The sequence below is a fragment of the Dermacoccus barathri genome (genome assembly GCF_015070805.1).
GTDB classification, from domain to species: domain Bacteria; phylum Actinomycetota; class Actinomycetes; order Actinomycetales; family Dermatophilaceae; genus Dermacoccus; species Dermacoccus abyssi.
This window is the reverse complement of sequence record NZ_JADCTK010000001.1, coordinates 317,278-331,504: the sequence shown is the minus strand read 5'-3', so window position 1 is coordinate 331,504 and position 14,227 is coordinate 317,278. Positions and strand designations below refer to the sequence as shown.

The 14,227-nt window shown below is 68.2% G+C and carries 14 protein-coding genes and 2 tRNA genes; 6 read left to right on the top strand and 10 right to left on the bottom strand.

What is annotated here, in order from left to right; all coding sequences use genetic code 11:
• Positions 1-33 precede the first annotated feature (33 nt).
• A complete protein-coding gene (gene selD, locus IM689_RS01550) occupies positions 34-1,008 on the bottom strand; it encodes a selenide, water dikinase SelD (RefSeq protein ID WP_193642589.1) in 975 nt (324 codons plus the stop codon).
• A gap of 160 nt (positions 1,009-1,168) precedes the next feature.
• Between selD and IM689_RS01545 the strand changes: the two genes are divergently transcribed.
• From IM689_RS01545 to selB, 3 genes are all read left to right on the top strand, one after another.
• Positions 1,169-1,264: transfer RNA gene (locus IM689_RS01545), tRNA-Sec, on the top strand.
• A gap of 313 nt (positions 1,265-1,577) precedes the next feature.
• Positions 1,578-2,867 (top strand): L-seryl-tRNA(Sec) selenium transferase, encoded by a 1,290-nt coding sequence (selA, locus tag IM689_RS01540; RefSeq protein ID WP_193642588.1) that lies wholly within the window; start codon positions 1,578-1,580, stop codon positions 2,865-2,867.
• A gap of 2 nt (positions 2,868-2,869) precedes the next feature.
• A complete protein-coding gene (gene selB / locus IM689_RS01535; RefSeq protein ID WP_193642587.1) occupies positions 2,870-4,663 on the top strand; it encodes a selenocysteine-specific translation elongation factor in 1,794 nt (597 codons plus the stop codon).
• Between the two features lie 3 nt (positions 4,664-4,666).
• On the opposite strand, the gene IM689_RS01530 is transcribed toward selB, so the two are convergent.
• The 8 genes from IM689_RS01530 to IM689_RS01495 all read right to left on the bottom strand — a co-directional run bounded on the left by IM689_RS01530 (position 4,667) and on the right by IM689_RS01495 (position 10,672).
• Positions 4,667-5,392 carry a TSUP family transporter gene (locus tag IM689_RS01530; RefSeq protein WP_193642586.1) on the bottom strand — a complete coding sequence of 242 codons (726 nt, stop codon included), beginning with the start codon at positions 5,390-5,392 and terminating at the stop codon, positions 4,667-4,669.
• A 13-nt stretch (positions 5,393-5,405) separates the two neighbouring features.
• Positions 5,406-5,885, bottom strand: coding sequence for a lamin tail domain-containing protein (locus IM689_RS01525; protein WP_193642585.1), 480 nt, complete (start codon positions 5,883-5,885; stop codon positions 5,406-5,408).
• Between the two features lie 271 nt (positions 5,886-6,156).
• Positions 6,157-6,229 (bottom strand) — tRNA-Arg (locus IM689_RS01520).
• A 98-nt stretch (positions 6,230-6,327) separates the two neighbouring features.
• Complete coding sequence (locus IM689_RS01515) at positions 6,328-7,203, bottom strand: SMP-30/gluconolactonase/LRE family protein (protein ID WP_193642584.1); 876 nt, start codon at positions 7,201-7,203, stop codon at positions 6,328-6,330.
• 52 nt (positions 7,204-7,255) lie between these two features.
• Positions 7,256-7,831 carry a peptide deformylase gene (def, locus tag IM689_RS01510; RefSeq protein ID WP_193642583.1) on the bottom strand — a complete coding sequence of 192 codons (576 nt, stop codon included), beginning with the start codon at positions 7,829-7,831 and terminating at the stop codon, positions 7,256-7,258.
• Positions 7,832-7,986: 155 nt separating this feature from the next.
• Positions 7,987-9,561, bottom strand: a complete 1,575-nt coding sequence (locus tag IM689_RS01505) for an APC family permease (RefSeq protein WP_193642582.1) — start codon at positions 9,559-9,561, stop codon at positions 7,987-7,989.
• A gap of 39 nt (positions 9,562-9,600) precedes the next feature.
• A complete protein-coding gene (locus tag IM689_RS01500; RefSeq protein WP_193642581.1) occupies positions 9,601-10,491 on the bottom strand; it encodes a PH domain-containing protein in 891 nt (296 codons plus the stop codon).
• 4 nt (positions 10,492-10,495) lie between these two features.
• A complete protein-coding gene (locus IM689_RS01495; RefSeq protein ID WP_165357884.1) occupies positions 10,496-10,672 on the bottom strand; it encodes a hypothetical protein in 177 nt (58 codons plus the stop codon).
• Positions 10,673-10,797: 125 nt separating this feature from the next.
• Between IM689_RS01495 and IM689_RS01490 the strand changes: the two genes are divergently transcribed.
• Entirely contained in the window at positions 10,798-11,871 is a 1,074-nt protein-coding gene (locus IM689_RS01490) for a small ribosomal subunit Rsm22 family protein (protein WP_319803752.1), read from the top strand.
• A gap of 28 nt (positions 11,872-11,899) precedes the next feature.
• Here the strand turns inward: IM689_RS01490 and upp are convergent, their stop codons facing one another.
• A complete protein-coding gene (gene upp / locus IM689_RS01485) occupies positions 11,900-12,550 on the bottom strand; it encodes a uracil phosphoribosyltransferase (RefSeq protein ID WP_129663991.1) in 651 nt (216 codons plus the stop codon).
• A gap of 64 nt (positions 12,551-12,614) precedes the next feature.
• On the opposite strand from upp, the gene IM689_RS01480 reads away from it, so the two are divergent.
• The gene (locus IM689_RS01480) at positions 12,615-13,049 is read left to right on the top strand and encodes a nucleoside deaminase (protein ID WP_193642835.1); all 435 of its coding nucleotides are present in this window, start codon (positions 12,615-12,617) and stop codon (positions 13,047-13,049) included.
• Between the two features lie 149 nt (positions 13,050-13,198).
• Positions 13,199-14,134, top strand: a complete 936-nt coding sequence (locus IM689_RS01475) for a DUF559 domain-containing protein (protein WP_193642580.1) — start codon at positions 13,199-13,201, stop codon at positions 14,132-14,134.
• Positions 14,135-14,227 lie beyond the last annotated feature (93 nt).

Sequence of the window (14,227 nt, the reverse complement as noted above, 5' to 3'; positions counted from 1 at the left end):
TTCGCGCACAACCAGCACTTTCGCGCTCGATCCCTAGCGCACCCGGATGCCAGGTTCACCCTTCACGGTGCGGCCGATGATCGGCGCGCCCGGCACCTCGCCGATGACGAGGAGCCCGCCGGAGGTCTGGGCGTCGGCGAGCAGAAGCAGTTCGTTCTCGTCGACCTCGGACTCGATGTGCGGGGCCACCCAATCGAGGTTGCGGCGTGTGCCGCCGGAGACGTAGCCGTCACGTGCCGCCTCGCGGGCGCCGTCGATGTAGGGAACGGCTGCGGCGTCGATCTCCGCCGCCACGCCCGAAGCGCGCATCATCTTCCACAGGTGGCCGAGCAGGCCGAACCCCGTGACGTCGGTGGCGGCCTTCGCGCCGGCGTCGACCGCGGCGACGGAGGCGTCCCGATTGAGCGTCGTCATCACGTCGACGGCCTGGGCGAAGACCTCACCCGTGCGCTTGTGACGGTTGTTGAGCACGCCCGAGCCGAGCGGTTTCGTCAGCGAGATCGGCAGGCCCGCCTCGGCGGCGTCGTTGCGCAGCAGCTTGGCCGGATCGGCAATGCCGGTGACGGCCATGCCGAACTTGGGCTCCGGGTCGTCGATCGAGTGCCCACCGATGACGGGGCAGTTCGCGGCGCGGCCGATGTCCGCGCCGCCGCGGAGCACCTCGGCCATGACGTCGAGGCCGATGCGTTCACGCGGCCACCCGACGAGGTTGATCGCGACGACAGGGGTGCCGCCCATGGCGTAGATGTCCGACAGCGCATTCGTGGCGGCGATGCGCCCGAAGTCGTACGGGTCGTCGACGACCGGGGTGAAGAAATCGGCAGTCGACAGGACGGCTTGGTCGCCGACACGGACGGCTGCGGCGTCATCACCGTCGTCGAGCCCGACGAGGACGCTCGGGTTCGGCTCACCGACGAGGCCCTTGACCGCCTCCTCCAACTCGCCGGGCGGGATCTTGCACGCGCACCCGCCACCGGAGGCGAACTGCGTCAATCGAATCGGCTCCATGGTCCGACCCTACGCACGGCTCTCACTGGGATGTGATCGGGGCCGGTGCGAACCTGGCGGCCTGAGATGCGCCTGCCGCAGGTCGTGCACGATCGAACCCCGCCACCCGCGACAGCGTGTTCGCTTGGTGAATGGACCAACATTCACTACCGTTGAGCACGGAGGTGTCAGGGTTCCTGGTGGGCCCCCCGGTCCTCAAAACCGGTGAAACCGAGTATCTCGGTTTGGCAGGTTCGATTCCTGTCCACCTCCGCCATTTGATTCTTCGCAAGCTCAGACCCAAATGGCCTGTGTTTTTTTGCCGCGTCTTCCGGCCAGCGGCCTCGCAGGCTCGGCCTCTGGCTCGGTGCGACACGGGCCTTGCTCGCAAGCTCGGAAAGCTCTGGCCTGTTTTGCCGCGTCTTCCGGCCAGCGGCCTCGCAGGCTCGGCCTCTGGCTCGGTGCGACACGGGCCTTCCTCGCAGGCTCGGCCTCTGGCTCGGTGCGACACAGGCCTTCCTCGCGGGCTCGGCCCCGTCTTGGTGCGACACGGCGAGCTTCCTCGCAGGCTCGCCTGAGAGGATGGCCGGGTGAGTGACGACCCGCGCCGCAGCATCCCGCGCACCGACGCACTGCTCGCCGACGCGCGCTTCGCTTCGGCTGTCCGCCGACTCGGCGTCGACGTCGTCAAGGCGTCTGTCGTCGAAGCCCAACGCCGCGCTCGCTCAGGCGAACTCGCGCCCGACGCCGTGGCGACCATCGCCCTCGAAGCGCTTCCCGGATCGGCGACGACGCTGCGCCGGGTCATCAACGCGACCGGAGTCGTCGTACACACCAACATCGGTCGCGCGCCCCTCGGCGATGCTGCCCGCGAGGCGCTGCTCGCCGCAGCAGGTCACGTCGATGTCGAGTTCGACCCCGCCACAGCACGTCGGGCACCGCGTGGCCGCGGCGCCCTCGAAGCTCTTCGCGAACGCGTCCCCGCAGCGGGGGGCGCCCTCGTCGTCAACAATGGTGCCGCCGCGTTGCTCCTGGCCTGCCTGACACTCGCCGAGGGGCGCGAGGTCATCGTCAGCCGCGGCGAACTCGTCGAGATCGGCGACGGTTTCCGTCTGCCCGACCTCCTCCAGTCCGCAGGAATCCGTCTGCGCGAGGTCGGTACGACCAACCGAACGCACCTTCGCGACTACGAGGCTGCGTCGGGGGACGCAGGGGTCATCCTCAAGGTGCACACGAGCAACTATCGCGTCGAGGGTTTCGCCGGTGTGCCGCGCGTTGCTGAACTCGCGACACTGGGCCTGCCCGTCGTCGCGGACGTCGGCAGCGGCCTACTCGCGCCCGAACGGGTCCTGCCCGACGAGCCCGACGCCGCGACGTGGCTCGACGAGGGTGCCACCGTCGTCACTGCGAGCGGCGACAAGCTCCTCGGCGGCCCGCAGGCCGGCCTCGTGCTCGGCGACGCCGACGCGCTCGAGCGCATCCGACGTCATCCTCTCGCTCGTGCTGTGCGCACCGACAAGCTGACGCTCGCAGCCCTCGAGGCAACCCTGCGAGGCCCCGTCCCGCCCGTCCTCACAGCCCTTCGGGAAACGCCGGAGACCCTTCGCGAGCGCACGGAACGACTCGCTCGCCGGGTCGGCGGCGACGTCGTCGAAGTGGACGCCCGCGTCGGTGGTGGTGGGGCCCCCGGTGTGCCGTTGCCGAGTCTCGCGGTTGCCCTCCCCGACAGCTTCGCGGAGCCCTTGCGGCTCGGCGAGCCGTGCGTGGTCGCACGGACAAACGGCGGGCGCACCCTGGTCGACCTTCGCTGTGTGCCAGGCGAATCCGATGACGAGGTGGGGGAGGCCATTCTCGCCGTCGCTGCTGCCGTGGGCCATTGACCATGCGGGTCATCGCCACGGCCGGGCACGTCGACCACGGCAAGAGCACACTCGTTCAGGCGCTCACCGGCACCGACCCCGACCGGTGGGCCGAGGAGAAGCACCGCGGCCTCACGATCGACCTCGGATTCGCGGGTCTGGAGTTGCCGAGCGGTGAGCACGTCGCCTTCGTCGACGTGCCGGGCCACCGAAGGTTCATCGGCAACATGCTGGCCGGTCTCGGGCCCGCTCCCGCCGTCATGCTCGTGGTCGCAGCCGATCAGGGGTGGCAGGCGCAGTCGAGCGAACACCTCGACGCCATCGACGCACTCGGGCTCGAGACGGGTCTGCTCGTCCTCACCCGGTGCGGCCTCGCCGACGCCGACCGCGTCGCCGAAGTGCGCCGCTCTGCTCTCGAGCACATCGCGCAGACCTCCCTCGGCGCCGTGCGCGTCGTCGAGACGGACGCCGTGCAGGGTGACGGCATCGGTGATCTCCGTTCGGCCCTCGACGACCTCGTGGCGGGCATGCCACCGCTCAACGGTGAAGGCTCGGTACGGATGTGGCTCGACCGCTCCTTCTCGATCAAGGGTGCGGGCACCGTCGTCACCGGCACACTCGCCCACGGCACGTTGCGCGTGGGGGACGAGGTGAGCGTCGCGGGCGAGCGCGCGACGATCCGCTCTCTCCAGGTGCTCGGAGAATCGCGTGACGAGGTCGGCCCCGTCTCGCGTTGCGCTGTGGGGTTGCGCGGGATCACCCGGGACGCCGCTCCCCGCGGCAGCGCGCTGCTTCGTCCCGCCGGGGGTCTGGAGTCCACGACGATCGACGTGCGCCGTGAGACGGGTTGCGCGTGGTCGGAGTCCTCGCGTGAGGTCTCCGTGCACGTCGGCACCGCGGCTGTGCCTGCCCGTGTGCGGCCGTTCGACGACGAGACCGCCCGACTGCGGCTCGAATCACCGCTGCCGCTGCGGCTGGGAGATCGCGTCATCGTGCGCGACGACTCGGCCGCGCGCATCCACGCAGGCGCCACCGTGCTCGATCTCGACCCGCCACCGCTCGAGCGGCGCGGTGCTGGAGCCGCCCGCGCCGCGACGTTGGCGGTGTGGGAGAGCGGCCGCGCGTCCGATCTCGTCGTCGACCGGGGGCACGTTTCGGTCGCCTGGCTCGAAGGCGCCGGAGCGACGGGTTGGGGCGACTGGCCACTGGCTCTGCCGAACGGAGACGGCTTCGGGATCGTCGACCGCGTGGCTGTGTCGGCCTCGCAGGTGACCGCGTGGTCGCAGCAACTCGACGAACTCGTGAGCGACGACGCCCGTGACCCGCTGAGCCCTGGTGTCGCTGTTGCAGCGCTCGCGCGCGAACTCGACACGTCCCCCGCCGTCGTCCATCTGCTGGCCGCGGCCTCCGGCCTCGACGTGGACGCCGGACGCGTGCGGGGCACCGAACACCGACGTGACCTGGGCGGAGCGGACACCGCCCTGGCCCAGCTCCGTGAACGCCTGCAGGCGAGCCCCTTCGATGCTCCTGAGGCCGACGACCTCACCGCTTGGAAACTCGGCTCCCGGGAGATCGCTGCCGCGGCCGAGCGGGGACTCGTGCTGCGCCTGCGAGCGCAGCCGGCGGACATCGTCCTGCTGCCGGATGCGCCGGCGCGAGCCATGCGTGAGCTCGCGGCGCTGCCGCAGCCGTTCACGACGAGCGATGCGCGTCAGGCTCTCGGCACGACCCGCCGTGTCGTCATCCCGCTTCTCGAGCACCTCGACGCTCGCGGCTGGACCCGGCGCGACGGTAATACCCGCACGGTTGTGCGGTGAGCGCTACGTCAGTGCAACGCGAGCGATGACGCCCAACGCACTCGTCGTCGCGAGGGCGAAAACGACCCGCTTGAAGCGAGCCTGATCGATACGGTGACGCAACGGCTGGGCCAGCAGCGCGCCGACGGCCAGGAACGGCAGCCACCCGAGGCCGGCCGTCCAGGCGTCGCGAGGTAGCTGACCCCCGACGACGAGACCGGTGAGTGAAAGTAGCGAACCGACGAGGAAGAACGGCGCGAGCGTGGAGCGTGCGCGTTGTGGCGGCTCCTCCTGAAGCGCGAGGCTGAAGAAGGGGCCGCCGATCGACGCAGCCGTCGCCGAGACGCCGGTGAGGGCGCCGGCGACGGACGACGTCACGGCCCCGGCGCGTACCCGCACGCGGGTGAGGGATCCGGCCACTGCGACGAGCACCATGAAGGCCACCCCGAGGGATATGGCGTCGCCAGAGGCGTGCGCCACGACCCAGACGCCGAGCGGCATGGTGAGCGCACGGAAGCCGATGGCCCAGCCGAACGGGCGCCACAGGATGTCTCGCCCGTTGCGCAGGATCTCGACGACAGGCAGGGGCAGGACGACGAGCAGAAGCGCCGCCGGCATGACCTGCGGCGCGAACGTCACGACGAATGGCGCCGCGACGACGGCCAGGCCGAACCCGGCAATGCGCTGGACGAAGGCACCCGCGCAGACGAGGAGCCCGAGCAGGACGAACGTCGTACCGCTCAGGCCCACGTCACGGATCCGGTCAGCAGGATGTCGAGCCGTTCTTGTTCTTCTTGTACGTGCAGACGTGGACGGCCTTGCCGGCAGCGTTGCGCAGGGTGGCGGTTTCACCGCTGTTGTTCCACACGAAGCTGTTGCGGCTCACCGGCTTGAGGCCCTTGACAGCCTGGCCCCAGTAGAGCGTCGTCGAGGAGTTCTTGCCCTGGCCGGAGCGAATGACGACCGACTTCTTGGCCCCGAGCTTGAAGCCCTTCGGGATGACGTAGACGTGCTTGGAGCCCCTGTCCGAAACGCGGTAGCCGCCGATGGTGATCGTCTTCGCGGTCGTGTTGGTGACGGTGATGTACTCCTTGTTGAGGTTGGCAGCCGTCACCTTGTCGGTGCCCGGCAGGTCGACGACCCAGCGCGAGAACTTCACGGCGGGTGCCGCCTGAGCGGCCGGTGCCAGCATCGGGGCGGCGAGCATCATCGTGGCAGTGGCGAGTACGGGCATCGTGCGCATGGAAATGTCCTTCAGGATCAGGCGTGGTCGTGCACCCGACCCTGACGCGTCATCCTGACGTGGACCGCGCCTTGTGGGGCGGGCCGTTGCAGGTGCTCGAGGGGAGGCGCTTCGTGGCTGCGATGACAGCCAGGGTGATTCTACGTTCAACTACCGCCGGAAGTGAGCCGTTCGCCGGGAGAGGTGTGACATCCGGGCGTAGGAGGTTTCGGGAACAAAGCAAGAGACCCTCACCGAAGTGAGGGCCTCTTCCATCTGTCTCAACACAGAGTGCACCCGTAGGGATTCGAACCCCAAACCTTCTGATCCGTAGTCAGATGCTCTATCCGTTGAGCTACGGGTGCGGGCTGCGAGGCGCTTATCGCGCGTTGCAACGAGATAGAACTGTACACATCTGCAGCCCGAAACGCGAATCGGCTCCTGCCACGGGCTGACGGCCTGCTCAGCCGCCGTAGGGGAGCGTCGGCAGACCGATGACACCGGGCGTGCAGGCGAAGAGCGCGCCCGCCTCGGGTTCCGCGTCGTCGGGCAGGTTCTCGCGTGACGTCGTGATGTAGAGAGTGTCGAGGTTGATGCCCCCGAAGGCGGGGCAGGTCACCTGCGACGGGCCGACCTCGACGATCTCGGAGAGCTCGCCGGCGGCGTCGTAGCGGCGCACCGCGGACCCGCCGAACAGTGCCGTCCACACGCCGCCCTCGGCATCGACGGTGAGACCGTCGGGGTAGCCGATGCCGTCCTCGAGCCGGACGAACGGGCGCGGGTTCACGAGGCCGTCCTCGGGGTTCCAGTCGAAGACCTGGATCGTGCGGGTCGGGGTGTCGTTGTAGTAGGCGAGGGTGCCGTCCGGCGACCAGCACAGGCCGTTCGAGATCGTCACGTCGCCGAAGACGTGCGACGGCATGTGGTTGGGGTCGAGGCGCCACATCGACGCGGCGCCTTCGCTCTGGTCGTAGGCCATGGAGCCCATGTAGAAGGAACCGTCGGGGGAGCATCCGCCGTCGTTGAAACGGGTGCGCGGCTCGTGATCGGCGGGCCACAGGTCGTCGATGCGCTCGATGTCGTCGAAGTCGGCGGAGCGTGTGAGCGCGAAGCCGCGCTCCGTGGCGACGATCGCGCCGCCGCCGAGGCGGGGGCGCAGCGCTGCCGCGACGTCGCCGACGTGGAAGCGACGCACGTCGCCGTCGTCCTGCAGTTCGAGGACGTCACCGGCGAGCATGTCGACGTAGCGCAGGGCCGCGTGCCCGTTGCCCCAGTCGTTGTGCCAGATGACACCCTCGCCGTGGTACGTGTGCGGTGTGGAGACAGCCTCGGCTTTCATGGCTCCAGGCTAGCCTCCCGCGAAGATGGTGGGTTCGAGTGCCGGACTAAGCTCAGACGTCCTCGGCCTTCGTGGTGGCCGGGTCCCACTTCGTCAGGCCGTCGTACTGCCAGCCGCGGTCCTTGACGGCCTCGCGCGACTCGAGGCGCATCGTCGGGGTGAGGCGGTCGAGGTAGAGGTAGCCGTCGAGGTGGTCGGTCTCGTGCTGGAGCATGCGGGCGAAGAAGCCATGGCCCTCGAGGACGACTTCGTTGCTGTCGAGGTCGGTACCTGTCACCTTCGCCCAGTCGGCGCGCGCCGTCGGGAAGTGCTCGCCCGGCACCGAGAGGCAGCCCTCGTTGTCGTTCTCCTCGTCGGCCTCGCCGGCGGGCACGCGGCCCTTCTCGAGCTTCGGGTTGATGACGACGCCCTTGCGGTTCTCACCGAGGTCGTCGTCGGGGCAGTCGTAGACGAAGATGCGCTGCTTGACGCCCACCTGGTTCGCCGCGAGGCCGACGCCATTCGCGGCCTCCATCGTCTCGAACATGTCGTCGACGAGGGTGCGGATGTCGTCCGTGATCTCCTTGACCCGCTTCGTCGGGGAGTGCAGAGCCTTGTGGCCGACGATGGTGATGGGGCGGATGGCCATGAACGAACCTCTGGTGTGACGTGGGCGGGTGGCCGCTCCGGGCTCGGGGCGACCAGCCAAGTTTACGCGGCCGTTCAGGTGTCCGAGCCGGGCACGACGAAGGCCCCGCCCCAGCAGATTGCCGGAGCGAGGCCCTCGTGACCCGAAGGTGAGCGTCAGTGGCGCTCGTCGGACGAGTAGCGCTCGTCCTTCGTGAATCCTTCGCCCACCGAGGAGTCGAGGTCGGTGGCGTACACGCCGTCACCGACGCCGCCCTGCAACTGCGGGTTGCGACCGACGCGCGAGTGGCGCTGACCGTAGGCGAAGTAAATGATGAAGCCGATGAGGAGCCAGACGGCGAATCGCAGCCACGTCTCCACCGGCAGGTTGAGCATGAGGTAGAGGCAGATCGCCGCCGACAGCCACGGCAGAACCGGGCTGCCCGGCACCTTGAACGGGCGCTCGAGGTCGGGGCGGGCCTTGCGCATGATCGGCACGGCCAGCGAGACGAGGAAGAACGCCGAGAGGGTACCGATGTTCACCATCTCTTCGAACTCGCCGATCGGGATGGTGGCCGCAGCCACCGCGATGAGGAAGCCCATGACGAGCGTCATCGGCACCGGCGTACCCGTCTTGGGGTTCGTCTTGGCCATGCCGCGCGGCAGGAGGCCATCACGCGACATCGCGTACATGACGCGGGTGGCGCCGATCATGAGGGTCATGACGACGGTGGCCAGACCAGCCACAGCACCTGCGGAGATGATCTGCGCGTAACCGGGGTGCCCCGCGTCTCGGAAGGCTGCAGCGAGCGCTCCCTTCGGGTCGATCTTGTCGTACTTCACCATGCCGGTGATGACGAGGCAGACGGATACGTAAAGGATGGTGCATACGACGAGGGAGCCGATGATGCCGATCGGCAGGTCGCGCTTCGGGTTGCGGGTCTCCTCGGCCGTCGTCGCGACGACGTCGAAGCCGATGTAGGCGAAGAACACGAGGGCAGCACCTGAGATGACGCCCATGACGCCGAAGGCCTGCGGCTCCATGCCCGTGAGAATCTCCCACAGCGGGCGGTGCATCGTCTGCGACTCGCCCTCGAGCGGCTGAGCCGGCGGGATGAAAGGGGTGTAGTTCTTCGAGTCGATGTACTGAATACCCATCACGATGATGAACAGCACGATGAAGACCTTGACAGCCACGAGCGCGAAGTTGATGCGCAGCGACTCCTTGATGCCGACGGCGATGAGGCAGGTCAGCGCGGCGACGAGACCGAAGGCGGCGAGGTCGAAGTGGTCGAACCAGCCGGTTCCTCCCTGCAGCTTCTCGGGCAGCTTGAGGCCCCACTCGCCGAACAGGATGTTGAAGTACGCGCTCCAGCCCTGAGCGACGACGCCGGCGGCGAGGATCAGCTCGAGGAGCAGATCCCAGCCGACGATCCAGGCGATGAGTTCACCCATCGTCGCGTACGAGAACGTGTAGGCCGAACCCGAGACAGGCACGGTCGAGGAGAGCTCGGCGTAGCACAGCGCGGCGAGGCCACAGCAGACGGCGCCGAGCAGGAACGACAGGACGATGGCAGGGCCGGCCATCGTGGCGGCGGCGCTGCCGGTCACCGTGAAAATACCGGCGCCGATGATGACGCCGATACCGAAAACGGTGAGGTCGAGAGCCGAGAGATTCTTCTTCAGCTGGAACTCGGATGCCTCCGAGTCAGCGATCGAAGCCTCGATCGACTTGGTACGCAAAAGGCTCATAGGAGCGACCTTCCACAGGTGAGTTTTAACCGTGTGAGATTACTCGCCGTCTCGCCATGTGGAGGGTGGGTCCGCATACCGAGAGCGTCGGATGGTCTGTGGGGCGGTCGCGTGTTCGCGGCTCACCGACCAAGCCGAGTCATCGTCCGTGTCGTCCGATTCCTCGCCCACGTCACGAAATTCACCGTAAGCACGGTCACGCTCGTCGGCCCAGAGCGGACGGCTGAATGTGACCATTCCGTAAGGATCGGTCTCATCGCTGGAGCGCGGAACCGGTCCGCGGGTGCGACCGGGACGTTCGTCTGTCCCGAATTGCGTGTCGCGCGTGCGAACGCGGACCGGGAGTGTCTTGTTTTCGTCGCGGTACGGGTCAAACACCTCGTCCGAATGATGCGGATGCTGCGAGGGGTGGTCCTCGTCGTCACCGACGCCGAAGATGAGACCGCAGATCTCGCGGTACTTCGAGTCGGGCTCGCTCACGTAGTCGATGACGTTGAGCGCCTGCTCCTGGCCGGCCGACTCGATGACGAACGTGCCGTAACCGAGGATGCGCGCCGCAGGGGAGCGGTTGTACGACATGTCGGTCACCTTGGACAGCGGCATCATCGCGACCTTCTTGAAGAAGAGGCCGTGCAGGAGGATGAGGCGCTTGTTCGTGATGACGAAGGTCTTGTCCCACCACTCGAAGAGGCGCCAGACGAAGTGAAGGAGGAGGACGAACCAGATCCACCAGGCCGCATTGGTCACCGGGCCCATCCAGGCGGGGGCGCTGAGGCCCGCGACGACGACGAGGACGAGGCCGAGCAGACAGGAGCTGAGGGCGGGCAGGAGCTGCGCCCAGTGCTGCTTCATCTCGAGAACGACGTGCTCGTTCCTGGCGAGGTACCCGGCGACGCTCTCGGACGGGCGGGTCGGGCGCAGCGGGCCCATGGCGTCAGCTCTTGCCGAGCAACGCGTCGAAGAACTCGCCCAGGTTGGTGACCGCGTTGCGCAGGACGTTGCCGATGGAGCGGACGACGTCCGCCGACTGACCGGGCGAGCTGAAGATGGCGTAGATGAGGAACGCGAACAACAAGAACTTCAGGATCGATTTGAAGTTGATCTTGTCCATTTCGATGTCTTCTCTCTCGGGTGGGCGACGCGCCCAAAGAGGGACGGGCAACTCGTGCATTCTTCCAGCGCCTGGGGTATGAGCGAAGAAGGCGCGCCGGGGCACGGATCAGTAGGCTCGCGCCTGTGGATCTGTCGATGACGTTGCGTGAAGCCCTCGAGCGCGAGGCCTCGGGGACGGCGCTCAAGCAGTTGACGACGGCCGTCGAGCGGCTGTCGACGCGTTACCGCGCGGTCGCTGCGGCGTCCGACCCCATCCTCGCCAAACCGGTCGATGTCCTGGCCTATGCCCACTACCGGATGCCGGCGACGTTCGGCGCGGTGCGCGCCGCGCTGCGGGCGCTCGCGGCATCGGGGACGTTCGAGGCGGGCTCCGTGCGTTCGCTCGCCGACCTCGGCGGCGGGACGGGGGCCGCGGCCTGGGCGGCCGCTGACGTCTTCGACTCGCTCGAGGAAGTGAGCGTTCTCGATCAGGTGCCCGAAGCACTCGACCTGGGGCAGCGCTTGGCGAAGGCCAGCGGGGTGTCCGCGCTCGCGCGCACCGTATGGCAGGAAGGGCGCGTCGGGTCGTGGAACGTCTCCGTCGGGTCGCCGTCCGCGGGTGGGGCTGACCTCGTCACCGTCTCGTACGTGCTCAGTGAACTGACGAGCGAGCAGGCCGACAAGATCGTCGCCGAGGCGGCTGCTGCGGCGACGCGCGCCATCGTCATCGTCGAACCCGGGACGCCGGACGGCTACCGCCGCATCCTGCGAGCACGCGATCAGTTGCTCGCGGAGACCTGGCAGGTGGCGGCGCCGTGCCCGCACCAAGGCGAGTGCCCCCTGCTGGCGAAGGACGAGCCCGACTGGTGTCACTTCGCGGCCCGGGTGAATCGCTCGTCGGTGCACCGGCAGATCAAGGGCGGCGAATTGTCGCACGAGGACGAGAAGTTCAGCTACGTCGCGATGGTGCGACGACCGGCGCATCTCGCGCAGGGCTTCGCGGCTCCGGCCGCCGACGCGTCAGCCAGTGAGCAGCCGGCGCGTGTCATCCGGCACCCGCGCAAGAACAAGGGCTTTGTCGAACTGCAGGTGTGCGAATCGAACGATGCCTCGAACGCCAGTGGACAGGTGCGCCGCGCCGTCGTGAGCAAGAAGCAGGGCGCGCTCTACAAGCAGGCACGCGACATCGGCTGGGGCGACACGATCGACCTGGGTTGAGCCGTCGCGCCGCCAGTGACGGCGAATCTCAGGCGTCGTTCTTCGCGATGCCGTAGAGGCGGTCACCCGCGTCGCCGAGGCCGGGCACGATGTAGCCGTTTTCGTTGAGCTTCTCGTCCATCGCGCCGGTGACGACGGTGATCGGAACGTTGATGTGCGCCGTGAGCTCGCGCAGCTTCTCGACGCCTTCGGGCGCCGCGATGAGGACGACGGCGGTGATGTCGTCGGCGCCGCGCTCGACGAGGTAGTCGATCGTCGCGGCCAGCGTGCCACCTGTGGCGAGCATCGGGTCGACGACGTAGACCTGGCGGCTCGAGAGGTCGTCGGGCAGGCGGTTGGCGTACGTCGTGGCCTCGAGGGTCTCCTCGTTGCGCACCAGGCCGAGGAAGCCGACCTCCGCCGTCGGCAACAGCCGCACCATGCCGTCGAGCATGCCGAGCCCGGCGCGCAGGATCGGCACGATGAGGGGACGCGGCGTGGCGAGCTTGATGCCGCGCGCTTTCGTCACCGGGGTCTCGACGTCGACCTCTTCGACGCGCACGTCGCGCGTGGCCTCGTACGCGAGCAGCGTGACGAGTTCGTCCGCGAGACGGCGGAACGTGGGGGAGTCGGTGCGCTTGTCCCGCAGCGTCGTGAGCTTGTGCGAGATGAGCGGGTGGTCGGCGACGATGACACGCATGGGACAAACTTAACCCGTGGACCTGCCTGCAGCACCTGCCGTAGAGACGACGTATGCGACGTGGATGGCGGACGCCCTCGCCCGAGCGCGCGAGGCGGCGGCTGCGGGGGACGTTCCGGTGGGGGCGCTCGTCGTCGACGAGAGCGGCGCCGTGATCGGTGTCGGCGCGAACTTGCGTGAGGCGGACGGCGATCCGACCGGGCACGCGGAGATCGTCGCGATGCGGCGGGCCGCGACGTCCCGCGGGAGTTGGCGCCTCGACGGCTGCACGCTCGTCGTCACGCTCGAACCGTGCCTCATGTGCGCCGGTGCAGCTGTCCAGGCGAGATTGCCGCGCATCGTGCTCGGCGCGTGGGATCGCAAGGCCGGCGCGTGCGGTGGGCTGTGGGACGTCGTGCGTGACTCCCGCTCCACGCACCGCATCGAGGTGGTCGGCGGCATCCGGAAAGCAGAGTGCGCCGAGGTGCTCACCGACTTCTTCCACCGCCGCCGCGCCTGACGCAGGAGGCGCCAGAAGTTGGTGACAGTTGGGGTACCTGGTGACGTTCAACCGTCACCAGGTACCCCAACTGCCACCAACTCCGAGTTATCCACAGGGTCGAGATGGCCATGCGTGACAACGTTGCCGAGTCGATCCAGCCTTGAGACATGCCCGCCGCTCCCTTACCGCCGTATCTCGCCCGCCGTCTGGCAGACGGCCTCACCTACGTCACCCGGCGTGATCTCGCCTCCGCAGGGATCGACGTCTCAACGCTGAGGGCGTGGCGTCGCGCAGGCTTCGTGACGCCGTACAGCTACGGGGCGTACGGCATCGTCGATCCGTGCGCCGCGGACATGGACCACTTCGCCGCTCGTCGACTTCACCATGTGCGCCGCTGTGAGGCACTCCTGCAGACGCTCCCGGGGGCGCACCTCATCGGCGGATCCGCCCTCGTGGTTCACCGGCTCGCGGTCCTGCGCTTCCCTGATCGCATCGAAGTGGCGCGCCACCCACGGGTGCAATCGAGGCGCGACGACTTCGTGTGCCGTCGGGCCTGGGGCGAGGCGCCGGAGCAGGTCGATGGGCTGGGTGTGCAGGCTGCCGCTGAGGCCGCCATCGAGGTTGCCGCACACGAAGGTCTGCGGGCGGGTGTCGTGAGTGCCGACTCCTACCTGTTCGAGGGCGGAACCCCGGGGGAGCTCGAATCAGCACTGGTCGCCTACGGTCGCAAGGCCGGTGTCGGGCAGGCTCGTGCAGCGGTCGAGCTCGCCGACGGAGCGATCGAATCCGCCGGCGAATCACTCCTGCGGTTGATCTGCCGGGATGCCGGAATCGCAGTGATTCCGCAGGTGGAGATCTGGGACGACGAGTCGCTCCCGTTCGCCCGCGTTGACTTCCTCGTCGAAGGGACTCGTGTCGTCCTCGAGTTCGACGGCATGGTGAAGTACACGCACCCCGAGGCGCTGCGTGCCGAGAAGCGACGCGAAATGCGACTGCGGCGACTTGGCTACGTCGTGGTGCGCTTCACCTGGAGCGACCTGTCGGCGCCGGTTCGGGTGGTTCGAACGATCCGCGAGGCGATGGCTGTCACGCGAGCGGCGTGAAGCCCCTGGAGAAGTTGGGGACAGTTGGGGTACTTGGTGACGGTTGAACGTCACCAAGTACCCCAACTGTCACCATGTGGGCCGGAGCGTGGT